Below are 26845 nucleotides of genomic sequence, written 5' to 3' on the forward strand. Positions count from 1 at the left end.
TCCGGAAAAAACGGCGTAAAAAAAGCCGGGGCGAACCCCGGCTTCGTCAGCACTGCGATCCGATCAATCGGCTTGCTTGCGCAGGAACGCCGGAATGTCGTAGGTTTCCACGCCATTGCGCTGCATCGCCTGCACCTGCTCGGAAGCCTGCTCGCGGCGCCACACGGCTGGCTGCTTCATGCCTTCCATCGCGTGGCCGCTGGCCGAGCCGGCACCCATCGACACGCCCACGGTGGCGCCAGCGCCGCCGCCGGCCATCATCGGACCATTGTGGGTACCGGTACGCAGCATCGGCTGCTGCACCAGCTGCATGGCCTTCTTGGCCTTGCCCAGGCCCGTCGCCACCACGGTCACGCGGATGTCGTCGCCCATGTCGTCGTCGTACGCGATACCCTGCGCGATCGACGCATCGGGCGCCGCAAACGCGCGCACGGCAGCCATGACTTCCTTGATTTCCTTACCCTTGAGGCCACGGCTGGCGGTCACGTTGACCAGCACGCCGCGCGCACCCGACAGGTCGATCCCGTCGAGCAGCGGCGACGCGACTGCCTGCTCGGCCGCGATGCGCGCGCGGTCGACGCCGCTGGCGGTCGCGGTGCCCATCATGGCCTTGCCCTGCTCGCCCATGATGGTCTTGACGTCGTTGAAGTCGACGTTGATGTGGCCCGGCACGTTGATGATCTCGGCGATGCCGGCCACTGCGTTGTTGAGCACATCATCGGCATGGCGCATCCACTCGATCATGCTTTCGTCTTCGTAGATCTCTTCCAGTTTTTCGTTCAGGATGATGATCAGCGAATCGACGTGCTGCGACAGTTCTTCGAGTCCGCTCTCGGCCACGTCCATGCACTTCTGGCCTTCGTACGAGAATGGCTTCGACACCACGGCCACCGTCAGCGCGCCGAGCGACTTGGCGATTTCGGCCACGATGGGCGCTGCGCCGGTACCGGTGCCGCCGCCCATGCCGGCTGCGATAAAGACCATGTGCGCGCCGCGCAGCGCGTCTTCGATGCGCGCGCGCGACTCTTCGGCCAGCTGGCGGCCGACGGTCGGCTTCATGCCGGCGCCCAGGCCCGACTCGCCGATCTGGATGATGTTGTGGGCGCTCGACGCGGCCAGTGCCTGCGAATCGGTATTGGCCGCGATGAATTCAACGCCCGACACGCCCTTGTTGATCATGTGCTGAACCGCATTGCCACCTGCTCCGCCGACGCCGACGACCTTGATGACGGTTCCTAGTGCTGCGTTATCGACCATATCAAACTCCATGATGAACTCCTAATCAAAGTGCGGTTTCCAAGCGCCAGGACTCATAGTCGTATGAAACCTGGAGGTTGAAAACTGCGTTAACCGTTAAATAACAAGAACCCGTGTGCGTAGTATTCCAAATTGTGCCGACTTAAAAATTCCCTAAAAACCATTCCTTCATGCGCTGCCAGACCGCTTTCACCGAGCCGTCCTGGCGCGTCACGATATGCCCGCGCAGATACTGCTTCTTCGCTTCGAGCAGCAGCCCGAGCACGGTCGCGTAGCGCGGGCTGCGCACCACGTCGGCCAGCTGGCCGCGGTAATCCGGCGTGCCGAGGCGCGCCGGCTTGAGGAAAATATCTTCCGCCATCTCGACCATGCCGGGCATGATCGCGGTACCGCCGGTGAGCACGATGCCCGACGAGAGCACGCCTTCGTAACCCGACTCGCGCACCACCTGGTGCACCATTGCGAACAATTCTTCAACGCGTGGCTCGATCACCGCCGCCAGCGCCTGGCGCGACAGGTTGCGCGGACCGCGGTCGCCCAGTCCCGGCACTTCGAGCGACTCGTGCGGATCGGCCAGCACCTGCTTGGCTACACCATAGCGGATCTTGATCTCTTCGGCTTCGGAAGTGGGCGTGCGCAGCGCCATGGCGATGTCGTTGGTGATCTGGTCGCCGGCGATCGGAATGACCGCCGTATGCCGGATCGCGCCGTCGGAGAACACCGCGATGTCGGTGGTGCCGCCGCCAATGTCGATCAGCACCACGCCCAGTTCCTTTTCGTCGAGCGTGAGCACCGCATCGGCCGATGCCATCGGCTGCAGGATCAGGTCCGACACTTCAAGGCCGCAGCGGCGCACGCACTTTACAATGTTTTGTACCGCCGATACCGCACCGGTGACAATATGCACCCGCACTTCCAGGCGGATGCCGCTCATGCCGATCGGCTCGCGCACGTCTTCCTGGCTGTCGACGATGAATTCCTGCGGCACCGTGTGCAGCAACTGCTGGTCGGTCGGGATGTTGACCGCCTTGGCCGTTTCGATCACGCGCGCCACGTCGGTGGCCGTGACTTCCTTGTCCTTGATCGCGACCATGCCGCTCGAATTGAACGAGCGGATATGGCTGCCGGCGATGCCCGCGTACACATTGCGGATCTTGCAGTCGGCCATCAGCTCGGCTTCTTCGAGCGCGCGCTGGATCGATTCGACGGTCGCCTCGATATTGACGACCACCCCTTTTTTCAGTCCGCGCGACTCGTGCTGACCCAGTCCGATCACCTCGTGGCGCCCGTCGGACATCACTTCGGCCACCACGGCCACCACTTTCGAGGTACCGATATCGAGGCCGACGATCAGGTTTTTCGCGTCTTTTGTCATGTGCTGTCGCCTACTGTCTTTGCTTTGTCTTGCTGCTGGTTGATCTGCTGTTCGGTTTCACTTCTTTTTTTACTGCCGCCTTCACAGGCTTGTGCGGATCGCTCGGCAGCACCAGGGCGGCGGCGGAAAGCGCCAGGCCGTTCTGATACCGCATGTCGATCGTGTCGATGCCGTCCTGCAGGCGGCTGGCCAGTTGCGGATAAATCCCCACCAGCCGCTGCACCCGCTTCTTCAGCGTCGTCTTGTCCTGCTCCCGTCCCAGCGCCACGCTCATGCCGTTATCGAGTTTCACGGTCCACGCGTAACGGCTCGACAGGTCCAGCTTTTCCGGCACCAGCGCGATCGGCGAAAACAGCGCGCGCAACTCCAGGAACCGCGCCAGTACTTCCTTCTCGCTGCCTTCCGGTCCGTCCAGCGCCGGCAGCGGATGATCCTCGTCCGCCTCGGCCAGGTTGGCGGTAAATACATCACCCTTCATCGACAACAGGCGCCCATCCTCGCCCCAGGTGCCGAGCGCCTCGTGTTCCTCGACTTCCACGATCAGCTGGTCCGGCCATTCGCGCCGCACCGTGGCCCGCCTGACCCAGGGTACCGCTTCGAAGGCGGTGCGCACCTGTTCCAGGTTGGTCGTGAAAAAATTTCCCTTGATGCGGCCCACCACGCCGGCGCGCAAGGTCAGCTTGTTCACGTGCTTCAGTTCCATCCCATGCACGCTGTCGACCCGCACCGTGCGCAGAGTGAACATCGGCAGCTGCGACAACCACCACACGGCAGACGCGAGGCAGGCGATCACCACCACGGCCATCAGGCCGCTCGCGCTTGCGTTCAAAGCTCTTACGTCATGCCACATTACTGTATTAACCCTGGCCCTGGGCCATTTTCAAGCGTGCCGAACGCACAATCTCGACGCACAGGTCTTCATAACTGATGCCCAGCGCGCGCGCGCCCATCGGCACGAGCGAGTGAGTGGTCATCCCCGGCGAGGTATTGACCTCGATCAGGAACGGCTTGTTGTCGCTGGCGCGCAGCAGCACGTCGACCCTGCCCCAGCCTTCGCAATCGACGGCGCGGTAGGCTTCCACCGCCAGGCGCGCCACTTCCGCACTGGTCGCTTCGTCCAGCTCGGCCGGGCAAACATACTTGGTGTCGTCGGTGAAGTACTTGTTCTGGTAATCGTAATTGCCGTCCGGCGCCACGATTTCGACGATCGGCAGCGCGCGCGCAGTCGCGCCGCGCCCGAGCACCGCGACCGTCAGCTCGCGCCCGGTGACGAATTCCTCGGCCAGCACCACTTCGTCGAAACCGGCCGCCACCTCATAGGCCACCTTGAAGTCGGCGGCGGCGCGCACCTTGGTGATGCCCACGCTCGAACCTTCGTGCGGCGGCTTGACGATCAGCGGCAGGCCAAGCTGCTGCACCACCTGCGCCAGGTCGGTATCGGCTGCCAGCGTGGCGTAGCGCGGCGTCGGCAGGCCGCGCATCAGCCAGATCATCTTGGTGTAGATCTTGTCCATGGCGATCGCGCACGCCATCACGCCGCTGCCGGTGTAGGGAATGCCGAGCTGCTCGAGCGCGCCCTGCAGGGTGCCGTCTTCACCGTAGCGGCCGTGCAGCGCGATGAACACGCGGTCGAATTCCTCGGCCGCCAGTTCGGTGATGCTGCGCTGGCCGGTGTCGAACGGATGGGCGTCGATGCCCTTGCTGCGCAGCGCCGCGAGCACGCCGGTGCCGGACATGATCGACACGTCGCGTTCGGCCGAGCGGCCGCCGAACAGCACGCCGACTTTGCCCAGTGCGGCCGCGTCGCCGGAATTAAATACACTCATCTTCAAGCCTCCACAGGGGTAAGCAGTTTATTCGGAATGCCGCTGATCGAACCGGCGCCCATGGTGATGACAACGTCGCCGTCGCGCACCACGTTCATGATGGCGGCCGGCATGTCGGCGATCGCCTCGACAAAAATCGGCTCGATTTTCCCGCCCACGCGCAGCGCATGCGCCAGCGCACGGCCATCGGCGGCCACCACATGCGCTTCGCCGGCGGCATACACTTCGGCCAGCAGCAGCACGTCGGGCGTGGCCAGCACCTTGACGAAGTCTTCAAACAGGTCGCGCGTGCGCGAATAGCGGTGCGGCTGGAACGCCAGCACCAGGCGCCGGCCCGGGTAGGCGCCGCGCGCGGCGGCCAACGTCACTTCCGTCTCGACCGGGTGGTGGCCGAAGTCGTCCACCAGCGCGAAGCTGCCGCCGCCCGGAATGGCAACGTCGCCGTAGCGCGTGAAGCGCCGGCCCACGCCGTGAAACTCCGCCAGGCCCTGCTGTGTCGCACTGTCGTCGATGCCGATTTCGCGCGCGATGGCAATCGCCGAACAGGCATTCTGCACATTATGCATGCCGGGCTGGTTGAGGATGAACTGTGTATCCGGATAGCCTTCCTGGACCACCGTGAAATGCATCTGCAGGCCGATGGCGCTGGCATTGACCGCGCGCACCTGGGCAGCTTCCGAAAAACCGTAGGTGGTGATCGGCTTGGTCACGAAGGGAATGATGTCGCGCACATGCTGGTCGTCGATGCACAGCATCACGCGGCCGTAGAACGGCAGGCGGTGCGTGAAATGCACGAACGCCTGCTTGAGCTTTTCGAAATCGTGCTCGTAGGTTTCCATGTGATCGGCGTCGATATTGGTGATCACTTCGATCATCGGCGTCAGGTTCAGGAACGAGGCGTCCGATTCGTCGGCTTCGGCCACGATGTACTCGCCCGTTCCCAGCTTGGCGTTGGCGCCGGCGCTGTTCAGGCGTCCGCCGATGACGAACGTCGGATCGAGCCCGCCCTGGGCCAGCACCGAGGCTACCAGGCTGGTGGTGGTGGTCTTGCCGTGGGTGCCGGCAATGGCGATGCCGCGCTTTAAGCGCATCAATTCACCGAGCATAATCGCGCGCGGCACAATGGGAATCTGCGCTGCGCGCGCCGCCACCACTTCCGGATTGTCTTCCTTGACCGCGGTCGAGGTGACCACGGCGTCGGCGCCGAGGATATTGTCGGCGGCGTGGCCGAGCATGACCTGCGCGCCCAGGCTGGCCAGGCGCTGGCTGGCCGCGTTGCTGCCCAGGTCCGAGCCGGACACGCTGTAGCCCAGATTGAGCAGCACTTCGGCGATGCCGCTCATGCCGCTGCCGCCGATGCCGACGAAGTGAATGTTCTTGATTTTATGTTTCATGTTCTTGTTTCAATTCTGTCTGTCGATCCTGCCAGTTGTTCGAGTACATCCGCGATTGCTTCATTGGCGTTGCGCTTGCCGACCGCGAGCGCGGCCTGCGCCATGGCGCGGCAGGCATCGCGGCCAAGGCCTTGCAGCAGCTGCGCCACGCGCTGCGCGCTCAGTTCCGTTTGCGGCAAATGGATTGCCGCCTTCTGTTTGTCCATCCACTGCGCGTTGTCGCGCTGGTGGCTGGTGGTGCTGGCCACGAACGGCACCAGCACGCTGGCCACGCCGGCGGCCGTCAGTTCCGACACGGTGATCGCCCCGGCGCGGCAGATCACCACGTCGGCCGCGGCGTAGGCGCCGGCCATATCGTCGATGAAGTCGACCACGTCGGCCGTCACGCCGGCCTTGGCGTACGATTCGCGCAGCGCATCGATATTCTTCTTGCCCGACTGGTGCGTCACGTGCGGGCGCTGCTCTTCGGGCAGCAGCGCCAGTGCGGCCGGCACGCTGTCGTTCAATACCTTGGCGCCCAGACTGCCGCCGACCACCAGGATACGCAGCGCGCCGCTGCGGCCCTCGAAGCGCTGCGACGGCGCCGTCATGGCCAGGATTTCCTTGCGCACCGGGTTACCGGTGACGATGGCCTTGGCGGCGGCGCTGCCGAAATCGGCGGGAAAGCCGAACATCACCTTGCTGGCCAGGGGCGCGAGCGTCTTGTTCGACAACAGCAGCGCCGCGTCGGCATTGACCAGCGCCAGCGGCACGCCGGCCAAGCGCGCCATCATGCCGCCCGGGACGCACACGTAGCCGCCCATGCCGAGCACCACGTCGGGCTTGCGCTGCCTGATGAAGCGGCGGCAAGCCACGAAACTGGCGGCCATCTTGAACGCGCCCGTCACGCTGTGCTTCAGGCCCTTGCCGCGCATGCCCGAAAAATCGATGCTGTCGATGGCGATGCCGTTCTTCGGCACCAGGTCCTGCTCCATGCCGTGCGAGGTGCCCAGCCAGCTCACGTCCCAGCCGCGCTGGCGCATGGTCTGCGCGATCGCGATCCCCGGGAAGATATGCCCGCCGGTGCCGGCTGCCATGATCATCAAACGCTTCATGGCCGTCCACCTCTCATCAACACACGGTTTTCATAATCGATACGCAGCAAAATCGCCAGTCCGACGCAGTTGATCAGGACGCCCGAACCGCCGTAACTCATCAACGGCAAGGTCAATCCCTTGGTCGGCAGGATGCCCAGGTTCACGCCCATGTTGATAAAGGTCTGCGCCCCGAGCCAGATGCCGATGCCTTTGGCGGCCAGGCCGGCGAAGATCTGGTCGATGGCGATGGCCTGGCGGCCGATATCGAAGGCGCGCTTGACCAGCCAGTAGAACATGGCGATAACCACCAGCACGCCAACCAGGCCGAGTTCTTCGCCGATGACGGCCATCAGGAAATCGGTATGCGCTTCGGGCAGGTAGTGCAGTTTTTCGACGCTGGCGCCCAGGCCCACGCCGAACCATTCGCCGCGCCCGAAGGCGATCAGCGAGTGGGTCAGCTGGTAAGCCTTGTCGAGCGCATTGCCTTCCTTCCACGGGTCCAGGTAGGCGAAAATGCGCGCGCGCCGGAATGGAGAAAAGAAGATGATGGCGCCGAAAATGGTCACCAGCAGCGCACCGATGCCGCCGAACCAGACCGCGTTGATCCCGCCCAGGAACAGGATGCCCATGGCGATGCAGACGATCACGCCGAACGCGCCCAGGTCGGGTTCGAGCAGCAGCAGCAGGCCCACCAGGCCGATGGCGCCGGCCATCGGCAGGAAGCCCTTGGTCAGCTTGTGCATGTATTCCTGCTTGCGCACCGTGTAGTCGGCCGCGTACAGCACGGCCGCGATCTTCATCACTTCGGACGGCTGCAGCTTGAACAGTTTCAGGTCCAGCCAGCGCTGCGCGCCATTGACCGAAAAGCCGATGTGCGGCACCAGCACCAGCACCAGCAGCGCCAGGCTGCCGACGAACATGACGGACGCGTAGCGCTGCCAGAGCGCGATCCGGATGCGGAACACGAAGTACCCGGCCAGCATCGAGACCATGATGAAAATGGCCTGGCGCTGCAGGAAGTAGCTTGTCTTGTAGTTGGCGTACTTGGGCGAATCGGGCAGCGCGATCGAGGCCGAGTACACCATCACCATCCCGAACAGCATCAGCAGCACGGTGACCCAGACCAGCAGCTGGTCGTATTCCATCATTTTCGACGGGCGTGTGCGGTCCCCGGACAGAGCGTCCGAAGCCGAACCGGCGAATTTGAATGGAAACTGGAAGGCCATCAGAGATCCTGTCCTTTTTCCAGCGCCAGTTCGCGCACGGCGTCGACGAACACCTGGGCGCGCTGCGCATAGCCGGTGAACATGTCGAAGCTGGCGCAGGCCGGCGAAAGCAGCACGCAATCGCCGCCCTGCGCCATGGAAGCTGCGCGCCGCACCGCTTCAGGCAAGGTCGCGCAATCGATCATCTCGACGCCGGACGGCTCGATGGCCGCGCGCAGCAGCGGCGCGTCGCGCCCGATCAGGACCACCGCGCGCACGTAGCGCGAGCACGGTTCGGCCAGCGGTTCGAACTCCTGGCCCTTGCCGTCGCCGCCGGCGATGAGCACGATTTTCTGCGATTCGCCGCCGAAGGCCTTGCCCAGGCCGGTCAAAGCGGCCACGGTGGCGCCCACATTGGTGCCCTTGCTGTCGTCGTAGTAATCGATGGCGTCGATGGCGGCCACCAGTTCGACCCGGTGCGGCTCGCCCTGATAGTCGCGCAGGCCGTGCAGCAGCGGCGCGAACGGCAGGCCGATGGCGCGGCACAGGGCCAGCGCGGCCAGCGCGTTGGCGGCGTTGTGCAGGCCGCGGATGCGCAGCGCGTCGGCCGGCATCAGGCGGCTGATCGTGCACGGCACGACTTCGGCCGGTTCATTTTTCTTGCGCTTCTTCTCGCTCTCTTCGCCGGCCACGGCCACGGTCAGCCACAGCACGCCGCGTTCGTTGTGCAGGCCGAAGCTGTCGGCTTCTTTCGGCTCGCCCGTGCCGAAGGTGCGCACGTCGGCGCCCGGCGCGGCCATGCGCGCGACCAGCGCGTCGTCGCGATTGAGCACGCGCACCGTCGATGGCCCGAAGATGCGTTCCTTGTCGGCGCCGTAGGCGGCCATGTCGCCATGCCAGTCCAGGTGATCCTGGGTGATGTTCAGTACCGTGGCGGCATCGGCGCGCAGGCTGAAGGTCGAATGCAGCTGGAAGCTCGACAGCTCCAGGATCCAGGCTTGCGGCAGCAGGGTCTGATCGAACACGTCGTCTGCGCCCCCGGCCTGGTCCAGCACTTCGCGCAGCACGTCGAGCGCCGCCGGGCTGATATTGCCGGCCACGCGGGTCGACAGGCCGGCGCGCTGGCACAGCAAGCCGGTCAGGCTGGTGACGGTGGTCTTGCCGTTGGTGCCGGTAATGGCGATGACTTTCGGCGCATAGGCGCGTTCTTCCTTGAGCGCGGCCAGGCCCTGGGCGAACAGTTCGATCTCGCCCCACACCGGAATGGCGCGCGTGGCGGCGGCCGGCACGATGGCGGCCAGTTCGCGCGTGGGCGCCAGGCCCGGGCTGACGGCGACGAAGTCGATGGTGTCGAGCAGCGTCTCGCTAAATTCCGCATTGAGTCCGCCGCCGATGAATTCGGCGCCCGGCAGCGCCTCGCGCAGCGCCTGCAGGCGCTGCGGCGCTTCGCGCGTGTCGGCCACGCGCACGCGCGCGCCGCAGCGCGCCAGCCACTGGGCCATCGCCAGGCCGGATTCGCCCAGCCCGAGGACCAGGGCGTGCTTGCCGGCGTATTGTTCGAGGTGGTTCATCAGCGCAGCTTCAGGGTGGACAGGCCGACCAGCACCAGCATCATCGTGATAATCCAGAAACGCACGACGACCTGGGTCTCTTTCCAGCCTTTTTGTTCAAAGTGGTGGTGCAAGGGCGCCATCAGGAATACGCGGCGCCCGGTGCCGTAACGCTTCTTGGTGTACTTGAACCAGCTGACCTGGATGATCACCGAGACCGTTTCGGCCACGAACACGCCGCCCATGATGAACAGGACAATCTCCTGGCGCACGATGACGGCGATGGTGCCGAGCGCGCCGCCCAGCGCCAGCGCGCCGACGTCGCCCATGAACATCTGGGCCGGATGCGCGTTATACCAGAGGAAGGCCAGGCCCGCGCCGGCCATCGCGCCGCAGAAGATCAGCAGTTCGCCCGCGCCCGGAATGTGCGGAATCAGCAGGTATTTCGAGTAGGTGGCGCTGCCGGTCAGGTAGGCGAACAGGCCCAGGGCCGAGCCGACCATCACGGTCGGCATGATTGCCAGGCCATCGAGGCCGTCGGTGAAGTTGACCGCGTTGCTGGTGCCGACGATGACGCAGTAGGTCAGCGCGATGAAGCCCCACACGCCGAGCGGATAGCTGATGGTTTTCACGAACGGCACGATCAGGTCGGCCTTGGGCGGCAGGTCGAGCGAAAAGCCGGACTGCACCCACGCATAGAACAGTTCCCAGACCTTGCCCGGGGTCGGCGCCGACACCGAGAACGCCAGGTACAGCGACGCGGCGACGCCGATCAGGGACATCCAGAAGTATTTTTCGCCGGAGCGCATGCCTTCCGGGTCCTGGTACACCACCTTGCGGTAGTCGTCGGCCCAGCCGATGGCGCCAAACCCGAGGGTCACGACCAGCACCGGCCACACCAGGCGGTTCGACAGGTCGCACCACAGCAGGGTCGAAACCCCGATGGCGATCAGGATCAGCACTCCGCCCATGGTCGGGGTGCCGTGTTTTTTCAGGTGCGTCTGCGGACCGTCCTGGCGCACTGCCTGGCCGACCTTGAGCGAGGTGAGTTTGCGGATCACGGCGGGGCCGGCGACAAGGCCGATCAGCACCGCCGTGATGGTGGCGAACACCGCGCGGAACGTGATGAAGTTGAAGATTCGCAGAGGACCGAGTTCGTCCTGGAACATTTGTGCGAGCCAGAGCAGCATGTTAGTGGGCTTCCTTACTTGTGTTGATTGATCCGACAAGGTGAGCGACGACGCGTTCCATCTTCATGAAACGCGAGCCCTTCACCAGTACAGTTGCGTCAGATGTGCTGCCCAATAGAGTATCGAGTGCTGCCAATAATTCGTCGAACTGCGTGTAATGCCGTGCGCCCGCGGCGGCCATGTGGCGCGTCAGTTCGCCGGTGACGAGCACCGTGTCGATGCCGCGCGCGGCCGCGTAGGCGCCGATTTCTTCGTGAAACTCGCGCCCCTGCGTGCCCACTTCGCCCATGTCGCCCAGCACCAGGATGCGCGGCGCATGCGCCTGCGCCAGCACGTCGATGGCGGCGCGCACCGAATCCGGATTGGCGTTGTAGGTGTCGTCGATGACGGTGGCGCCGCCGGCGGCCTGCTTGCGCTGCAGGCGGCCGCTGACCGGCTCGAACGCGGCCAGGCCGCGCGCCACGATGTCGGGGCTGACGCCGGCGGCCATGGTGCAGGCGATCGCGGCGAGCGCATTGCGCACATTGTGCAGCCCGGCCGCGGCCAGCCTGACGACGAACATGCGCAGCGGTGCGCCGTCAAGGCGCACGGTCACATCGAGTTCGCTGCCGAAATCGGCGGCGCGGTGCACGCAGCTCACGTTCGATGCGGCGTCAAGGCCAAAGGTGACCGTGCGGCGGCCGGCGGCGATGCCCTGCCACAGCGGCGTGTATTCGTCGTCGCCCGGGAACACGGCCACGCCGTCTTGCGCCAGGCCGGCCAGCACGGCGCCGTTTTCGCGCGCGACCGCTTCGACCGTGTGCATGAATTCCTGGTGCTCGCGCTGGGCGTTGTTGACCAGGCCAATGGTCGGCGCGGCGATGGCGGTCAGGCGCGCGATTTCGCCCGGGTGGTTCATCCCCAGTTCGACCACGGCCGCCTTGTGTGCGGCGGTCAGGCGCATGAGCGTGAGCGGCACGCCGATTTCGTTATTCAGGTTGCCGCGCGTGGCCAGGCGCGTCTCGTCGGACAGGCCGGCCGCCAGGATCGCGGCGATCATTTCCTTGACCGTGGTCTTGCCGTTGCTGCCGGTGACGCCGATCACGGGAATGGCGTATTGCGCGCGCCAGTGATGGGCGATGCGGCCCAATGCGGCCAGCGTATCGGGCACCACGATGGCCGGCAGGGTCCAGCCGTCCGGCAGACTCTCCACCACCACCGCGGCGGCGCCGCTGGCGGCCACCTGCTCCAGGAAATCGTGGGCGTCGAAGGTCTCGCCGCGCAGGGCGACGAACAACGCGCCGGCGCCGGCGCTGCGGCTGTCGGTCGAGACGCTCTCGAAGCAAGCGTCGGCCGTCATGCGCGCGCCCGGAATGGCGGCGACCAGTTGCGCGAGCGAGCCGCGCATCAGTTAGTCCTCATCATGGTCACGCGCGCGGCCAGCGCCAGCGCGGCGTGGTCGGCGTCGGAAAACGGCATCTTGCGGCCCTTGATTTCCTGGTACGGCTCGTGGCCTTTACCGGCCAGCAGGATCACATCGGGCTTGGCCGCGTGCTTGATCGCCGACAGGATCGCGGCGGCGCGGTCTTCGATCGCCTGGAAGCGCGATGTCGGATGGGCCGCATCCATGCCCGCGACGATCTGGGCGATGATGGCGGCCGGTTCCTCGCTGCGCGGGTTGTCGCTGGTGACCAGCACGTGTTCGGCGATCTGGGCGATGGCGCCCATCTGCGGGCGCTTGCCCGGATCGCGGTCGCCGCCGCAGCCGAACACGCACCACAGCTGGCCGCCGCGTTCGTGCGCGACCTGGCGCAGCGCGCCCAGCGTTTGCTCGAGCGCGTCCGGCGTGTGGGCGTAATCGATGACCACCATCGGCGCGTCCTGGCCGCCGATCTGCTGCATGCGGCCCGGGGCCGGGGTCAGTGCTTCGATGGCGTCGAGCGCGGGGCGCAGGGCCACGCCCTTGGCCAGCAGCGCGCCCAGTACCGCCAGCGCGTTGCTGATGTTGAAGTGGCCCACCAGGCGCGTCTTGACCTGGGCGCTGCCGAGCGGCGAATCGAGATGGAATTCGGTGCCCGCATGGCGGCTGCGGAACTGCGAGGCGCGCAGCATGGTGACGCCGGCGATGTCGGGCTGGGCCGCAACGTCGCGCAGGGTGTAGCCGGTCACGGAAGGAGCACCGCCAGGCTGGGAGATCAGTTGGTTGACCAGGCGCTGTCCAGCCGGGTCGTCGAGGTTAAGCACTGCTGTTTTCAATCCTGGCCACGCGAACAGCTTGGCCTTCGCCGCTTCGTAGCAATCCATGGTGCCGTGATAATCGAGGTGGTCGCGCGTCAGGTTGGTGAACAGCGCAACGTCAAAATGCATGCCCAGGGTACGGCCTTGCCCGAGCCCGATGGAGCTTACCTCAATCGCCAGCGCAGTGGCGCCCGCGTCGCGCACGGCAGCGAGTTTTTCGGCCAGCAGCACCGCGTCCGGGGTGGTGTAGCCGGTGACGTCGTACTCGACCTCGCCGCGGCCGTTGAACAGGCCCACGCCCAGGGTGCCGATGACGGCGGCGCTCTGGCCCAGGCGCGCAAAGGCCTGGCCGAGCCAGACCGCGCACGAGGTCTTGCCGTTGGTGCCGGTCACGCCGACGGTGAACATGGCGGCGTCGGGCATCTGGTAGCAAGCGTGGGCGATCGGACCGGCGTTCGCCTTCAGGTCGGCCACGGCCAGGTGCGGCACATTCCAGGCCGGGGTCCAGGCGAAATCGTGCTCGTCGTAGACGACGGCGGCGGCACCCTGCGCGATGGCCTTGCCGATGTAGGCACGGCCGTCGGCGGCGTCGCCCGGATAGGCGAAGAACACATCGCCCGCCTTGACGCGGCGCGAGTCGGAGACCACCCTGGCGCCCGGCGCCGCCTGGGCGATCCAGGCGCAGATTTCCTGCGGATTCATAGACGGCATTGCATGACCCATTACATGACCTCCCCGGAGCCATCGTACGGCGCGACGATTTCGGTCACGTCCGAGTCGGGCGGAATGTTAAGCGCGCGCAGCGCGTTGGCGGCCAGCGCGGCGAAGGTGGGCGCCGCCACGATGCCGCCGAAGTGGCCGAGCGCGGTCGGTTCGTCGATCATGACGGCGATGATGAAGCGCGGATTCGACATCGGCACCATGCCCACGAAACTGCCGATGTACTTGCGCGGCATGGCGTACTTGCCGTTTTCGACCTTGTAGGCGGTGCCGGTCTTGCCGCCCACGCGGTAGCCGGCGATCTGCGCCTGCTTGGCGGTACCGTGCTGGCCCGAGACCGCGCGTTCGAGCATTTCGCGCATGTCGCGCGCGGTTTTCGGCTTGATGATCTGGCGCCCCACCGGCAGCTCGGTCACCTTCTGGAACGACAGCGGAATGGTGTCGCCATCGCGTGCGAACATCATGTAGCCGCGCGCCAGCTGCAGCAGCGAGACCGAGATGCCGTTCCCGTAGCTCATGGTGGCCTGTTCGACCGGGCGCCACGATTTGTACGGACGCACGCGCCCCGCCACCGCGCCGGGAAAACCGAACCTGGGCTGCTGGCCGAAACCGACTTCGGTAAACATCTCCCACATTTCGCGCGGCGGCATGGACAGCGCAATCTTGGAGGTGCCGATATTGGACGACATTTCGATGATTTCGGCGACCGAGATCACGCCGTGCGGCTTGGTGTCGGAAATCGGCGCGCCGTTGATCACCAGGCGCCCGGCGCCGGTATCGATGCGGGTGTTGGGCGTGACGCGTCCGGTGTCGAGCGCCAGCGCCACGGTAAACGGTTTCAGGGTCGAACCCGGCTCGAAGGTGTCGGTGATGACGCGGTTGCGCAGCTGCGCGCCGGTCAGGCCCTTGCGGTCGTTCGGGTCGTACGTCGGCCAGTTGGCCAGCGCCAGCACTTCGCCGGTTTTCACGTCCAGCACCACGGCGGCGCCGGCCTTGGCCTTGAACTTGGCCACGGCTTCCTTTACCTGCGTAAAGGCGATGTACTGCAGCTTGCTGTCGACCGACAGGGTCAGGTCGCGGCCGTCGTGCGGCTCTTTCGACAGGCCCACGTCTTCGACGATCTGGCCGAGGCGGTCCTTGATCACGCGGCGGCTGCCGGTGGTGCCGACCAGGGTCTTTTGCTGGGCCAGTTCCATGCTTTCCTGGCCGGCGTCTTCGACGTTGGTGAACCCGACCAGGTGGGTCGCGATTTCGCCCTGCGGGTAGAAGCGCTTGTATTCCTTGCGCGTGTCCAGGCCCTTGATGTCCAGTTTCGCGATCTGGTCGATCACCGGCATTTCCACCTGGCGCTTGAGGTAGACGAAGGTGCGGTCGGAATCGAGTTTTTTGCGCAGCTCGGCGTCGCTCATCTTGAGCAGCGCGGCCAGGGCGCGCAGTTTTTCCGGCGGCGAGGCCAGCACGTCTTCGGGGATGGCCCATACCGCCTTGACCGGCACCGAAGATGCCAGCACCTGGCCGTTGCGGTCGAGGATGCGCCCGCGCGTGGCGGGCAGTTCGATGGTGCGCTCGTAGCGCTGCTTGCCGTAGCTGATCAGGACCTCGTCGGTCACGGTTTGCAGCCACACGGCACGGCCGGCCAGCGTGACAAAGGCCGCGAACAGCACGAACAGCACGACGCGCGAACGCCAGGTCGGCAGGCTGACCGCCAGGACCGGGCTTTTCGAGAACGATACGCCTTTCGAGGCCGCTACCCGCGCGCCTGCCGCACCATTGCTACCGCGTTTCATTGCGCCCCTTCCGTCAGGTACTGCGTACGCGCCGGGGTCAGCGGCGTCATGTCGAGCTTGTCGCGCGCGATCTGTTCGATGCGCGCGTTGGTGCCCAGGGTCGACTGGTCCAGCTGCAGCTGCGACCAGTCGATGTCGAGCTGGCGCGCCTGCTGTTCCAGCTTGCCCAGCTCGATGAACAGGTTGCGCGACTGGTACTGGGCATTGACCAGCGACAGGGCGCAGCCGACCAGCAGCGCGGCCAGCACGATGTTGATCTTGCCGTTCACGGCGCGCTCCGGGCGGGCAGGCGTTCGGCCACCCGCATCACGGCCGAGCGGGCGCGCGGATTGCCGCCGATTTCCAGGTCGGACGGCTTCATCCTGGTTACCAGCTTCATCAGCGGCTGCGGCAGGTCGACCGCGCGGATCGGCAGGCGGCGGTCGGGCTGCTCGACCTTGACCTTGCTGGCCAGGAACTGCTTGACCATGCGGTCTTCCAGCGAGTGGAAGCTGATCACGGCCATGCGCGCGCCGGGCGCGAGCATGGCGTAGGCGGCGCTCAGGCCTGTTTCAAGGTCTTCAAGCTCTTTATTGATGAAAATCCGGATAGCCTGAAAGGTCCGGGTTGCCGGATCCTTGCCCTTCTCCCGGGTTTTGACCGCGTTTGCCACGATGCCGGCAAGCTGTCGTGTGCTTGAAATTGGTTCGACTGCCCGGCGAGCAACAATCGCCTTTGCAATCTGAAAAGCAAACCGTTCTTCCCCATAATCGCGAATGACCCTTTCCAATTGTTGTTCTGTCTCGCTGGCCAGCCATTGGGCGGCGGAAACGCCGCGCGTGGTGTCCATGCGCATGTCGAGCGGACCGTCGTTGCGAAAGCTGAAACCGCGCGCGGCGTCGTCCACCTGCGGCGAGGAAATACCCAGGTCGAGCAGGATGCCGTCGACCTGGTCCACGCCGCGCGCGGCCAGCGCCTGCTGCATGGTGGCGAAGCTGTCGTGCACGATCTCGAAGCGCGCATCGATGATCTGGCCCGCCGTGGCGATGGCCTGCACATCCTTGTCGAAGGCGAACAGGCGCCCTTTCGGGCCCAGGCGCGACAGGATCAGGCGACTGTGTCCACCGCGACCGAAGGTCCCGTCTATATAAGTGCCATCGGCACGCGCACCCGTCAGATCGAGCGCATCGACCGCTTCGTCCAGCAACACCGTCCGGTGCTGAAATTCCGGCACCGCCACCACATTCATCATCGGCGCGCCTTAGAAAGAAAAATTAGACAACACATCGGGCATGCCACCGGCGACGGCGGCTTGCTCATCTTCGGCCAGCTTGGCGGCATCCCAGATCTCGAAATGGCTGCCCATGCCCAGCAGCATGACTTCACGGGTCAGGCCGACGGCGCTGCGCAGCTCGGGGGAAATGAGGATGCGGCCCGCGGAATCGAGCTCGACATCGCATGCGTTGCCGAGGAAAATACGCTGCCACGCGCGGGCCGACATCGGCCAGGCGGCAATTTGCTCGCGGTGCGATTCCCACACCGGACGCGGAAAAAACAGCAGGCACCCGTGCGGATGGCGGGTGAGCGTGAGGCGGCCTTCGCACTGGACTGCGAGTGCGTCGCGATGCTTGGCGGGGATGGACATCCTGCCTTTCGCATCGAGATTGATTGCGGACGCGCCTTGAAACACGAGTTACCTACTTGGAAAAGTTATTATGAAGTCGGTGTTTTGGCGCCAGGAGCATCATTTTTCTCCCACAAAACTACACTTTTTCACACAGTTGCCCACTTTAGATGATGCCATCTGGACGGTCAAGCGCTTTCAATCGTGCCAAATGGGAATTTTGTTAATGAAGTCAAGGACTTAGCGCATTACCTTGAAGGATCTTCAAAGTAAAATATGTCGAAAAATTAGAGACTTAGACAAGACAGTGAATGTTCAACCTCATCTATACACATGGGTTTGCGAGACACAACAAAGCTTAAAATAATTACATCTGCTTACTTTTACGCAACGAATGAGTGATTTGTCTTGTGCGGGGGCCGGACTGTGGTAGACCGGCCGCGCGGGCGCTATAGCGCGGCCCCGCGCGGCGCCGGCTTGACGCGGCGCGGGCGCGGCTGTGCGAAAACGCGCCTCGGGTAGCGCAAGGATTCGGAATATGCGGGAAATGATTGCAGCCCGCCAGCGGCTGGCGTGCGCACGCCCTGGCACGGGCGCGGCATGGTTGCGTTGGCGCATTGCGCGCCGGATATTCAATGTGAAGCAGGCCGATAGGCCGGATTTTGTTACGGCGACTACCCTTGCAGGCATTCGCTATGACAGCCATTCCTCTAGGCGCCGAATTACTCCGGCGCTCAAGCTCCCTACCCGCACGCTCCGCGAGCCGCCTCAACGCGTGCCTATTTGGGATTGCTCCAGGTGGAGGTTACCGCGTTTCACCGTAACTTAATACGCTCGTCTCTGTGGCCCTATTCCTCGCCTTATACTCCCCGGCTTGCGCCGGTCGGCTTTCAGCGGACGGCCATTAACCGTCACCCTGCTCTATGGAGTCCGGACCTTCCTCCCGCCGACGCATTACGCGCCAGCCAGCGACTGTCTGGCCTGCTTCACCCCTCCATTGTACCGCGCCGCGGCCATCGCGGCCAGGTTTCCGGCCATCGCCGCGCCACCGATACCGATTTCAATATCAATCTTGTCAAAAATGTGATCGCAGCCGAGTTACCCAGCGTACATACATACAATTACAATATCGAAAATTTATAAAAAGGAAACTAAATGAAATTGTTGCCCCTCGTCGCACTGATCAGCACCACTCTCTTCGCCAGCACCACCGCGCATGGCGCGGACTGGCCGGAAGGTTTCTCGAAATGCGCCGCCCAGGGCGGAACCTGTGATGTCGGCGCCAGCAAGCGCAAGGTGTCCTTCGGCATCAAAAACAAATGGGTCGTCAAATCGCTCAGCGGCAAAGTTGCCTGCACCGTGGCCACATTCGGCAGCGATCCTTATCCGGGTCTCGACAAGAAATGCGCAGTAGGCCCGCTCGATGGCGGCACCACGCCGCCGACCACCCCGCCAACGACCCCACCGACCACGCCGCCAGCCGGCAGCGATCCGGTGACGCAAGCAGCCCCGCCAACCGGATGGGCCAGCCACGGCACCGGCACCCGCGGCGGCGCGGCGGCGGCACAGAAGGATGTCTTCCTGGTCAGCACGCCATCGCAACTGCTGGCCGCACTCAAGACCGAGGGCGGCAAACCGGTGCAGATCAAAGTCTACGGCACCATCGACATGGCCGCCGACGCTCCGTTCAAGAGTGTCGCCGACCAGGGCGTGCGCAGCCTGATTTCGCTGCCGTCGAACAGTACCCTGATCGGCGTGGGCCCGAATGCGGGCATCGTCAACGGCCGCATCATGATCAAGGGCGTGGACAACGTCATCGTGCGCAACCTGACCATCGCCAACCCATGCGACATCGCCCCGGTATGGGACCCGAAAGATACCAGTACCGGCAACTGGAACTCGCGCTACGACGGCATGAACGTCGACAAGTCGACCCACGTCTGGATCGACCACAACACCTTCACCGATGCGCCGCGCACCGACGACCAGTTCCCGAAAGAGAATGGCAAACTCAAGCAATGCCACGATGGCTCGCTCGACATCAAGAACGGCGCCGACTACGTGACCGTGTCGAACAATGTGTTCAAGCTGCACGAGAAAAACACCCTGGTCGGCTCGTCCGACGACACCACCTCCGACGATGGCCACCTGACGGTGACTTTCAACGGCAATCATTACCTGGACATCACCGGCCGTTCGCCGCGCGTGCGTTTCGGTAAGGTACACATCTACAACAATTACTTCCAGGGCGACCGCGATGCCAAGCTGTACCCGCACCACTACAGCATCGGCGTGGGCTACAAGGCCAAGATCGTGTCGCAGCACAACGCCTTCGACGTCCTCGGTGCCAAGGAGTGCGGCGATGTGGTCGAGGCTTCGGGTTCGTCCAGCAAAACCGGTGCCATCGTCGACAGCGGTTCCCTGCTGAACGGCGCGGCACTGGGCATGGGCGGCGAAAGCTGCAAGTTCAGCAACGCGATCGGCTGGACCCTGCCGTACACCCCGGCCGTGATCGATGCGTCGAAAGTGCGCGAATCGGTCTTGCGGAATGCAGGAGCCGGCAAGCTCAGCGTCAGGTAAACCCCGCAATGCCGCGGCCCGCCCCCGGCCGCGGCATTGTGCATGGGAGTGTCACACGCTTGCGTCGCACGCTTGCGTCGCGCGCTAGCGCGGCTGGGCCGGCGCAGTGCCGCCGGCCTCCCCCAGCTCCGACACCAGCACCCGGTCGATCCGGTGCCGGTCCATATCCACCACCTCGAAACGATAGCGTTCCCACACAAAGCGGTCGGACGCCGCAGGCATATGCCCAAGTTGCTCCAGCACAAACCCGGCCAGGGTCTGGTAGGCCCCGCTCGCTTCGCCGGGCAGCGCCAGGCCAATCCCGAGCAGTTCGCGCAGGCGCGCCAACGGCAGGTCGCCATCGAGCAGCCAGCTGCCAGCTGCCATCGTCGCGCCGCACGGCATCCGGTTCACGCGCATCGTTCCCGGGCAGCACGCCGATCAGGGCCGCCATCAGGTCGTTCAGGGTCACCATGCCCTTGAGCTGGCCGTGCTCGTCGACCACCAGCGCCAGCTCGGCGTGCTGCTGGCGCAACTGTTCCAGCAAGCCGCGCGCGCTGACCGTGGCCGGCACCAGCAGCGCCCGATGCATGGCCGCGCCGATATCGATGGCTTCGAGCGCCCGCTGCCGGATCGCCTGGGCGAACAGCTCGCCCGCATCGACTCCCCCCAGCACGTTCGACGGGTCGCCCCGCACCACCGGAAAGCGGCTGAACGGGCTGGCCGCGATGCGCGCCAGGTTGTCGCCGCGATCGCCATCGAGGTCGATCAGCTGCAGGTCGGCGCGCGGGGTCATCAGCGCATCGAGGCGCTGGTCGTCCAGGCGCAGGGCGCGCTCGGCGATGTCCGATTCGGTCTTGTCGAGCACGCCGGCGTCGGCGCTTTCCCTGAGCATGCCGCTGATCTCGTCGGCGGTCGGGGCGCTGTCGGGCGCCCGTCCCATGCCCAGCATGCGCATGCTCAGGTCGCTCAAGGCCGACAACAGGCGCACGAATGGCGCCATCGCCCGCGACAGCGCCTGCAGGGGCGGCGCGATGACGGCGGCCACGAACTCAGGCACTGGGGTCGTCGGCCAGCCGCATCGCCGCGCGCGCGCCGCCGCGGCCCTCCCCGGCCATTTTCTCGAGCCGCGCGCGTTTGGCCGACACCAGCGCCAGCTCGGACATGGCGAACACGCCATTGAGCAGGATGAGGACGAGGATGATCAGCAATTCCATGGAAGCTAGCTTGCGCGGACGGTGAATCCACCCAAGTTAGCCCTGCCATATCGCCGGGGTTTGAGGCAGGCCAATGTCGCGCGCCCTTCGCCCGGGATAGTAATTCTGATATTTAATGTCGTAATTTCAAAAGCTTGCGAGAATCGGCTCGCATAGAATGGCGCATACTCAACCATCAAGGCAGAGACGACATGACGCACCCTTCCCGCAGTGGCGGCCAGATTCTGGTCGATGCGCTCAACATTCACGGCGTCGACACCGCCTTCGGGGTTCCCGGCGAAAGCTACCTCGACGTGCTCGACGCCCTGCACGATTCCGACATCCGCTTCATCATCAACCGCCAGGAAGGCGGCGCCGCGTTCATGGCCGAAGCCTACGGCAAGCTGACCGGCAAGCCCGGCATCTGCTTCGTCACGCGCGGCCCGGGCGCCACCAACGCCTCGATCGGCGTGCACACGGCCTACCAGGATTCGACCCCGATGATCCTGTTCATCGGCCAGGTCGGCAACGACTTCATCGACCGCGAAGCGTTCCAGGAGATCGACTACCGCCGCATGTACGGCCAGATGGCCAAATGGGTCACCCAGATCGACCGCGCCGACCGCATCCCGGAATACATCGCGCGCGCCTTCCAGGTTGCCACCAGCGGCCGTCCGGGCCCGGTGGTGCTGGCCCTGCCGGAAGACATGCTGATCGACAGCGCCAGCGTGGCCGACACGCGCCGCTACCAGCCGGTGCAGGCGTCGCCGTCGAGCGGGCAGATCGCCACCCTGCGCGAGATGCTGGCCGGCGCAAAACGTCCGGTCGTGCTGCTCGGCGGCGCCAGCTGGAACGCCCAGGCCTGCGCCGACCTGCAGCGCTTCGCCGAAGCCAATGCCCTGCCGGTCGGCTGCACCTTCCGTTTCCAGGACCTGCTCGACAACGCCCACCCCAACTATATAGGTGACGTCGGCATCGGCATCAATCCGAAACTGGCCGCGCGCGTGAAAAACGCCGACCTGGTGATCGCCATCGGCCCGCGCCTGGGCGAAATGACGACCGGCGGCTACACCCTGCTGGCCTCGCCTGTGCCGGCCCAGCGCCTGGTGCATTTCCATGCCGATGCCGAGGAACTGGGCAGCGTCTACCAGGCCGAGCTGATGATCAATAGCGGCGCCGCGCAAGCCTGCGCCATGCTGGCCGCGATGGAACCGGTCGATGCGTCCGCCTGGCGCGGCAGCGTGGCCGAGGCGAAAGCCGAGCTGGCCGCCTACCAGGAACAGCCGCCGATTTTCAAGGATGGCAAGGCCCCGCTCGACCTGTGGCAAGTGGTGCAGGACCTGATGGCGCAAGTGCCGCGCGATACCATCATCACCAATGGCGCCGGTAATTACGCATCGTGGGCGCACCGCTTTTACCGCTATGGCGGCATGCGTACCCAGCTGGCGCCGACGAATGGCGCGATGGGTTACAGCGTTCCGTCGGGAATAGCGGCAAAGATTGTCGATCCGACACGTACTGTGGTGACCTTCGCCGGCGATGGCGAATTCATGATGAACGGCCAGGAATTGGCCACGGCGGTGCAATACAAAGCCGGCGTGATTATTATCGTTTTTAATAATGGCATGTTCGGCACCATCCGCATGCACCAGGAACGCGATTATCCGGGCCGGGTATCGGGCACCAGCTTGCATAACCCGGACTTTGCGGAACTGGCCAAGGCTTATGGCGCGCATGGCGAGGTGGTCAACGCGACAGCGGAGTTCGGCCCGGCCCTGACACGCGCGCTGGCGCATACACGCGACAAGTCATTGCCGGCGGTGATCGAACTGCGCTACGACGGCAATTTGATTACCCCGAATGCGACGCTGGAAACCATCAGGAAGACGGCTGAAGCTGCACAGGCCGCGAAGTAAGCGAAGCTTATCCCGCTACCGATACCACTGGTATCGATGGCGGGCACAAGAAGGAGCGCATGCCGTACAAGCCATGCGCTTCGTCTTGAAAATCGGGAAAGAACGAGTTACTGCGGACTGACCAGCTGCGCTTGCGGCAGCAGTTCAAGACCAAGCTCGGCTGGCATAGGCAGCGGCCGGTCGTAGGCGCTTGGCGCTTCGGTCACTGGCGCCGTAAAGAAACAAGCCACCGTGGCGATAAACGCCAATCCGATGACGTTGCGTATCCACATCGACCCCGCCACATGGATCGTCTCCGGCGAAATCAACAAGCTGAAATTGTCTGGGCTTTTCACACTGCCTCCTGTCATCGTTTTGTAATAATTTATACCCTTTTCCGATAAAAGCATAGCTAATCTTGAGCCGGATTGATGCATATGTGTGCCAGTCCATACAGTCTAATTATTAGCAGCACGTTTGAGCCAGCGCATGACACTTCCTATCAATGGAAGCTTTTCATATAACTCCTCGGCGGCATCCCAATAATCGCGATGCATCATGACCGCCCCGCCCGCATCGAAGCGGATCCGGGTAGCGCCGCGGATGCATTGCGGCGCTTTGGAAAAACGCTTCATCCGGAACAGAAACTCCCATGTCAGAAAGGCCTCGTCACCCTGCAGCATCGTGGACGTTACCACGAAGCGCGGCTGCTCGACCTGTGCGAACATGTGCACGAAAATGCCGATAATCGGCTCAATCCCGCATACCTCGTTGAACGGGTCCTTGAACTGCGCATCGGGCGCGTAAATCTGCGTCAGCTGCGCGCGCACCGAGGCGCGCTCGATATTCTCGTAAAAGCGCACCAGCCGTGCCAGTTCCGGCGCGCGGTTCATAATCCGGTCACCTTGTGAATCAGCCAGAAATACAGACGATACGGCAGCAGCCGCGCCAGGCGCATGCTGTTGGTGAAGCGCCTGGGGAAGTGGATGTGGAAGGCCCCGCGCTCGATCCCCTCCACCATCGCATACGCGGCATCGGCGGCGCTCATCAGGGCCGGCATCTTGAAGTCGTTCTGCGCCGTCAGGGGCGTGTCGACGAAGCCCGGATTGATCTGGTACACAGCGATCCCGCGCGCACGCAAATCGAGGTACAGCGACTCTGTGAGGTTGATCAGCGCCGCCTTGGTCGGCCCGTATACCAGCGCCTTGGGCAGCCCGCCGTAGCCGGCCACCGACGCCACTATGCCGATCCCGCCCGCGCCCTGCTTGATCAGCAGCGGCAGCGCCACGTCGAGGCAATTGAAGGCGCCGCGCAGATTCAGGTCGATCATCTGGTTGGCCGCCGCCAGGTCGATCGCATCGGCCCGCATTTCGTTGTAGCCGCCGGCCACGATCAGCACCAGGTCGATGCCGCCCCAGGCGGCCACGATGCGCTGGCAGGCCGCGTCGACGCTGGCACGGTCGGTCACGTCCAGCGGCAGCGCCAGCGCGTGCGGCTCGCCCGCCACCGTCTGTTCCAGCTTGCCGGCGCTGCGCGCGGAAAACGCCACGCGCGCACCCAGGTCGAGCAGCAGGTGCGCGGCCGCTTCGCCGATGCCGGTCGAGGCGCCGATCATCCACACGCGCCGCCCGCGCCACTCCTTGACGCGCGGATTCATTGCGGCGCCACGCCCGTGGCGGGGCGTTTGCTGAACGACAGGGTCACGCTGCCCAGGTTCACGCCGAACTTGCTCATCGCGGTGCGGTTCAGCATGACCTTGTCGTCGATCAGGAACATCCAGTCATCCATGTCCATGTTGATTACCTTGCCGTCGACCGGCAGCGCCAGCACGTACTGCCAGCGCAGCGCATTGCCCGACACCGTGCCGCGCGCGGTGCCGACGACGTCCGCCGCGGTGGCCGTGAAGGTTCCCGGCCCGGTTTTGGTCAGCGTCCAGACGCGCTTCTGGCGCGTGCCATCGGAGTACACGAAATCTTCATCGAGCACGCCCGTGTCGCCATTCCACTGGCAGCGCATCACCACCACGAAGCGCTTGATGACTTCACCGGAGCGGTCCTGGAACATGCCGTGCGCGTCCAGCGTGCCGTTGAAATACTGGGTGATGTCGAGGCTCGGCGACTGCTTCGCGTACGTTTCGGGGGTGGGCGTGCTGCAGCCGGCGATGGCCAGCACCAGGGCGCCGGCGGCGAAGATTTTTGAGAGTGTCATCGTTCAATCCTTTATAAGTTAACAGTGGCGCAGGGGCGCGCGCCACAACATGGCGGCGGCCAGCAATTTGAGTGCGCACGGCAGCAGCGCGTAGGCCGCCGCCAGCGCGGTGGTGCCGCCGCCGGCGCCGGGCACGTAGCCGAGCCACGCCAGCAGCGGCAGGGCGATGCCGGCGGCCAGCGCCAGCGTCATCTGCACGCCCCAGTTCCATACGCCGAAGTAGGCCGCTTCGCGCCCGCCGGCATGCCCGGCCGCGCCGATCACGCCGGCCAGCAGCGCCGGCGGCAGCGCGAGGTCGGCGCCCAGCGCCAGTCCGGACAACAGGCAGATCACGCCGAAGGCGATGCTCGCGCCCGCGCCCAGCCCGAACGCCCAGACGAAAACGGCGGCCGCCAGCAGCATGCCGGCGGCCCAGGCGCGCGCCTCGCCGAAACGGGCGGCGGCGCCGATCCACAGCGGCATGGAGGCCGCCGCCGCGCCGAAATACACAATCAGGAACAGGCCGGACATGGCGCCCAGCTGCAGCCGGTCGGCCGCAAAGAACAGGAACAGCGTGGCCGGAATCGCGGATGCGATCCCGTTGACGATCAGGACCGCGAACAGGGCGCGAAACGGCGCTTCCCGAAACGGCGCCGTCATGGCGCGCCAGTCGGGCCGCGCGGCGCATGCCTTGCCGATGGCCGGCCGCGCCGCCCGGCCCAGCAGCAGCGCGCCGCCCGCGGCCAGGGCGACGGCGAAGGCCACGCTCAGGGCGTCGTAGCCGGCCTTGCCCGTCACCGCCGCCGCCAGCACCACGCCCACCAGGCCGCAGGCTTCGCGCACGCCGCTTACGCGCGCGCGCTCGAGCGGGGCCTGGGTCAGCGCCGCGCCCCAGCTCTGGTGCGCAATGGTGGCGATGCTGAAACCGACGTAGACCAGCATCAGGGCGCCGAGAAACCAGGCCATGGTCGCCAGGCTGCCCAGCGGCGGCGGGTGGAACAGCGCCACGAAGCCGGCCAGCAGCACCGGCAGCGACAACGCCACAAAGCGCGCGTAGGCGCCCTGCCCGCGCTCGATCCACCAGCCGAGCAGCGGGTCGATGAAGGCGGCGGCCACGCGCGCGGTCAGCAGCACGGCGCCGATCAGCGCCAGCGACAGCCCGGCGCGTCCGGCATAGAACTGGGGCAGGTAAACATAGATCGGCAGCGCGACCATCGCCAGCGGCAGGCCGAACAGGCCGTACGACAGCAGCATCGGCAGCGACAGCCGGCTCATCGCGCGCCAGCGTCTTTGAGCAGCGCGGCCCGCAGCGAGCGTGCGCTGGTGGCCGGGTCGAGCCAGATGCCGAAAAAGGCGCGCGCGAACGCCGGGTCGGGCACCGACGCCAGCGCCTTGCCATCGAGGTAAAAACGCGCGCCCCCACCGGGCACGAACACGCCGCTGATATGGGTGCCTTCTTTCACATCGGGGAAAATGGTCTTCATCCTGGCCAGCCACTGCGCGCGCTGGGCCGCCGTGCCGGCGCCGGTTTTTTCCATCTGGTCGGCGCTGGCCTCGGCGATCTTGACGCCATCGAGCTTGCGCGCATAGCGCAGGTCCAGCACGAACGGCAGGTCGGCGCGGTAGCCTTTATCGCCCACCCACAGTTCGGCTTCATAGATCGCCAGCCCGAACCAGGTGTAGGTACCCTTGCCCGCCAGGCGCGCCTGCGGCAGGTTTTCTTCGATGTGGGCCGGCGCGGCGGCGGCGCCGAAGGCCGGCATCGACAGCAGCGCACACGCGGATAACAGAACCTGGCGGCGCCGCAT

Annotated in this window: 25 protein-coding genes and 1 other RNA gene; 2 read left to right on the forward strand and 24 right to left on the reverse strand. The window is 65.1% G+C overall.

Annotated features, from left to right (window positions below; genetic code table 11):
- Nucleotides 1-63 precede the first annotated feature (63 nt).
- The 16 genes from ftsZ to rnpB all read right to left on the reverse strand — a co-directional run bounded on the left by ftsZ (nucleotide 64) and on the right by rnpB (nucleotide 18188).
- Nucleotides 64-1269, reverse strand: a complete 1206-nt coding sequence (ftsZ, locus tag RBA41_RS09925; RefSeq protein ID WP_306623467.1) for a cell division protein FtsZ — start codon at nucleotides 1267-1269, stop codon at nucleotides 64-66.
- 130 nt (nucleotides 1270-1399) lie between these two features.
- Nucleotides 1400-2632 carry a cell division protein FtsA gene (ftsA, locus tag RBA41_RS09930; RefSeq protein ID WP_054266460.1) on the reverse strand — a complete coding sequence of 411 codons (1233 nt, stop codon included), beginning with the start codon at nucleotides 2630-2632 and terminating at the stop codon, nucleotides 1400-1402.
- 10 nt (nucleotides 2633-2642) lie between these two features.
- Nucleotides 2643-3482, reverse strand: coding sequence for a cell division protein FtsQ/DivIB (locus RBA41_RS09935; protein WP_306623468.1), 840 nt, complete (start codon nucleotides 3480-3482; stop codon nucleotides 2643-2645).
- 7 nt (nucleotides 3483-3489) lie between these two features.
- Nucleotides 3490-4458 (reverse strand): D-alanine--D-alanine ligase, encoded by a 969-nt coding sequence (locus RBA41_RS09940; RefSeq protein ID WP_306623470.1) that lies wholly within the window; start codon nucleotides 4456-4458, stop codon nucleotides 3490-3492.
- 2 nt (nucleotides 4459-4460) lie between these two features.
- Nucleotides 4461-5852, reverse strand: a complete 1392-nt coding sequence (murC, locus tag RBA41_RS09945) for a UDP-N-acetylmuramate--L-alanine ligase (protein ID WP_306623472.1) — start codon at nucleotides 5850-5852, stop codon at nucleotides 4461-4463.
- A complete protein-coding gene (murG, locus tag RBA41_RS09950; RefSeq protein WP_306623473.1) occupies nucleotides 5849-6946 on the reverse strand; it encodes an undecaprenyldiphospho-muramoylpentapeptide beta-N-acetylglucosaminyltransferase in 1098 nt (365 codons plus the stop codon). Before murG ends, murC begins: the two co-directional genes overlap by 4 nt.
- Nucleotides 6943-8154: a putative lipid II flippase FtsW gene (gene ftsW, locus RBA41_RS09955; RefSeq protein ID WP_306623475.1), complete on the reverse strand. Its 1212-nt coding sequence runs from the start codon at nucleotides 8152-8154 to the stop codon at nucleotides 6943-6945. Before ftsW ends, murG begins: the two co-directional genes overlap by 4 nt.
- Nucleotides 8154-9704 (reverse strand): UDP-N-acetylmuramoyl-L-alanine--D-glutamate ligase, encoded by a 1551-nt coding sequence (murD, locus tag RBA41_RS09960; protein ID WP_306623476.1) that lies wholly within the window; start codon nucleotides 9702-9704, stop codon nucleotides 8154-8156. Before murD ends, ftsW begins: the two co-directional genes overlap by 1 nt.
- Nucleotides 9704-10873 carry a phospho-N-acetylmuramoyl-pentapeptide-transferase gene (mraY, locus tag RBA41_RS09965; RefSeq protein WP_306623478.1) on the reverse strand — a complete coding sequence of 390 codons (1170 nt, stop codon included), beginning with the start codon at nucleotides 10871-10873 and terminating at the stop codon, nucleotides 9704-9706. Before mraY ends, murD begins: the two co-directional genes overlap by 1 nt.
- Before the next feature lies 1 nt (nucleotide 10874).
- Nucleotides 10875-12260, reverse strand: coding sequence for a UDP-N-acetylmuramoyl-tripeptide--D-alanyl-D-alanine ligase (locus RBA41_RS09970; RefSeq protein ID WP_306623480.1), 1386 nt, complete (start codon nucleotides 12258-12260; stop codon nucleotides 10875-10877).
- Nucleotides 12260-13792 carry a UDP-N-acetylmuramoyl-L-alanyl-D-glutamate--2,6-diaminopimelate ligase gene (locus RBA41_RS09975; RefSeq protein WP_306623481.1) on the reverse strand — a complete coding sequence of 511 codons (1533 nt, stop codon included), beginning with the start codon at nucleotides 13790-13792 and terminating at the stop codon, nucleotides 12260-12262. Before RBA41_RS09975 ends, RBA41_RS09970 begins: the two co-directional genes overlap by 1 nt.
- A gap of 20 nt (nucleotides 13793-13812) precedes the next feature.
- Nucleotides 13813-15597, reverse strand: a complete 1785-nt coding sequence (locus RBA41_RS09980; RefSeq protein WP_306623482.1) for a peptidoglycan D,D-transpeptidase FtsI family protein — start codon at nucleotides 15595-15597, stop codon at nucleotides 13813-13815.
- Nucleotides 15594-15866: a cell division protein FtsL gene (gene ftsL, locus RBA41_RS09985; RefSeq protein WP_306623483.1), complete on the reverse strand. Its 273-nt coding sequence runs from the start codon at nucleotides 15864-15866 to the stop codon at nucleotides 15594-15596. Before ftsL ends, RBA41_RS09980 begins: the two co-directional genes overlap by 4 nt.
- Complete coding sequence (rsmH, locus tag RBA41_RS09990; protein ID WP_306623817.1) at nucleotides 15863-16825, reverse strand: 16S rRNA (cytosine(1402)-N(4))-methyltransferase RsmH; 963 nt, start codon at nucleotides 16823-16825, stop codon at nucleotides 15863-15865. The genes ftsL and rsmH overlap by 4 nt, the downstream gene beginning before the upstream one ends.
- A 12-nt stretch (nucleotides 16826-16837) precedes the next feature.
- On the reverse strand, nucleotides 16838-17266 hold the full coding sequence (mraZ, locus tag RBA41_RS09995; protein ID WP_054266448.1) for a division/cell wall cluster transcriptional repressor MraZ: 429 nt from the start codon (nucleotides 17264-17266) through the stop codon (nucleotides 16838-16840).
- Nucleotides 17267-17835: 569 nt separating this feature from the next.
- An RNA gene (rnpB, locus tag RBA41_RS10000) (RNase P RNA component class A) lies at nucleotides 17836-18188 on the reverse strand.
- Nucleotides 18189-18355: 167 nt separating this feature from the next.
- Between rnpB and RBA41_RS10005 the strand changes: the two genes are divergently transcribed.
- Nucleotides 18356-19780: a pectate lyase family protein gene (locus RBA41_RS10005; protein ID WP_306623484.1), complete on the forward strand. Its 1425-nt coding sequence runs from the start codon at nucleotides 18356-18358 to the stop codon at nucleotides 19778-19780.
- On the opposite strand, the gene RBA41_RS33585 is transcribed toward RBA41_RS10005, so the two are convergent.
- Both RBA41_RS33585 and RBA41_RS10020 read right to left on the reverse strand, forming a co-directional pair.
- A complete protein-coding gene (locus RBA41_RS33585; RefSeq protein WP_445352069.1) occupies nucleotides 19773-20819 on the reverse strand; it encodes a CNNM domain-containing protein in 1047 nt (348 codons plus the stop codon). The genes RBA41_RS10005 and RBA41_RS33585 overlap by 8 nt on opposite strands.
- Nucleotides 20812-20976: a CNNM domain-containing protein gene (locus tag RBA41_RS10020; protein ID WP_306623485.1), complete on the reverse strand. Its 165-nt coding sequence runs from the start codon at nucleotides 20974-20976 to the stop codon at nucleotides 20812-20814. The genes RBA41_RS33585 and RBA41_RS10020 overlap by 8 nt, the downstream gene beginning before the upstream one ends.
- 191 nt (nucleotides 20977-21167) lie before the next feature.
- On the opposite strand from RBA41_RS10020, the gene RBA41_RS10025 reads away from it, so the two are divergent.
- Complete coding sequence (locus RBA41_RS10025) at nucleotides 21168-22871, forward strand: thiamine pyrophosphate-binding protein (protein WP_306623486.1); 1704 nt, start codon at nucleotides 21168-21170, stop codon at nucleotides 22869-22871.
- 107 nt (nucleotides 22872-22978) lie between these two features.
- Here the strand turns inward: RBA41_RS10025 and RBA41_RS10030 are convergent, their stop codons facing one another.
- The 6 genes from RBA41_RS10030 to RBA41_RS10055 all read right to left on the reverse strand — a co-directional run bounded on the left by RBA41_RS10030 (nucleotide 22979) and on the right by RBA41_RS10055 (nucleotide 26845).
- Nucleotides 22979-23206 (reverse strand): hypothetical protein, encoded by a 228-nt coding sequence (locus RBA41_RS10030; RefSeq protein ID WP_306623487.1) that lies wholly within the window; start codon nucleotides 23204-23206, stop codon nucleotides 22979-22981.
- 102 nt (nucleotides 23207-23308) lie between these two features.
- Nucleotides 23309-23743 carry a nuclear transport factor 2 family protein gene (locus tag RBA41_RS10035; protein ID WP_306623488.1) on the reverse strand — a complete coding sequence of 145 codons (435 nt, stop codon included), beginning with the start codon at nucleotides 23741-23743 and terminating at the stop codon, nucleotides 23309-23311.
- Nucleotides 23740-24507 (reverse strand): SDR family NAD(P)-dependent oxidoreductase, encoded by a 768-nt coding sequence (locus RBA41_RS10040; RefSeq protein WP_306623489.1) that lies wholly within the window; start codon nucleotides 24505-24507, stop codon nucleotides 23740-23742. Before RBA41_RS10040 ends, RBA41_RS10035 begins: the two co-directional genes overlap by 4 nt.
- Nucleotides 24504-25058 carry a DUF3833 domain-containing protein gene (locus RBA41_RS10045; RefSeq protein ID WP_306623490.1) on the reverse strand — a complete coding sequence of 185 codons (555 nt, stop codon included), beginning with the start codon at nucleotides 25056-25058 and terminating at the stop codon, nucleotides 24504-24506. Before RBA41_RS10045 ends, RBA41_RS10040 begins: the two co-directional genes overlap by 4 nt.
- Before the next feature lie 18 nt (nucleotides 25059-25076).
- Nucleotides 25077-26312 (reverse strand): MFS transporter, encoded by a 1236-nt coding sequence (locus RBA41_RS10050; RefSeq protein ID WP_306623491.1) that lies wholly within the window; start codon nucleotides 26310-26312, stop codon nucleotides 25077-25079.
- Nucleotides 26309-26845, reverse strand: a complete 537-nt coding sequence (locus tag RBA41_RS10055) for a chalcone isomerase family protein (protein ID WP_306623492.1) — start codon at nucleotides 26843-26845, stop codon at nucleotides 26309-26311. Before RBA41_RS10055 ends, RBA41_RS10050 begins: the two co-directional genes overlap by 4 nt.

The sequence above is a fragment of the Massilia scottii genome, from assembly GCF_030846495.1.
Taxonomy (GTDB): domain Bacteria; phylum Pseudomonadota; class Gammaproteobacteria; order Burkholderiales; family Burkholderiaceae_D; genus Telluria_A; species Telluria_A violaceinigra.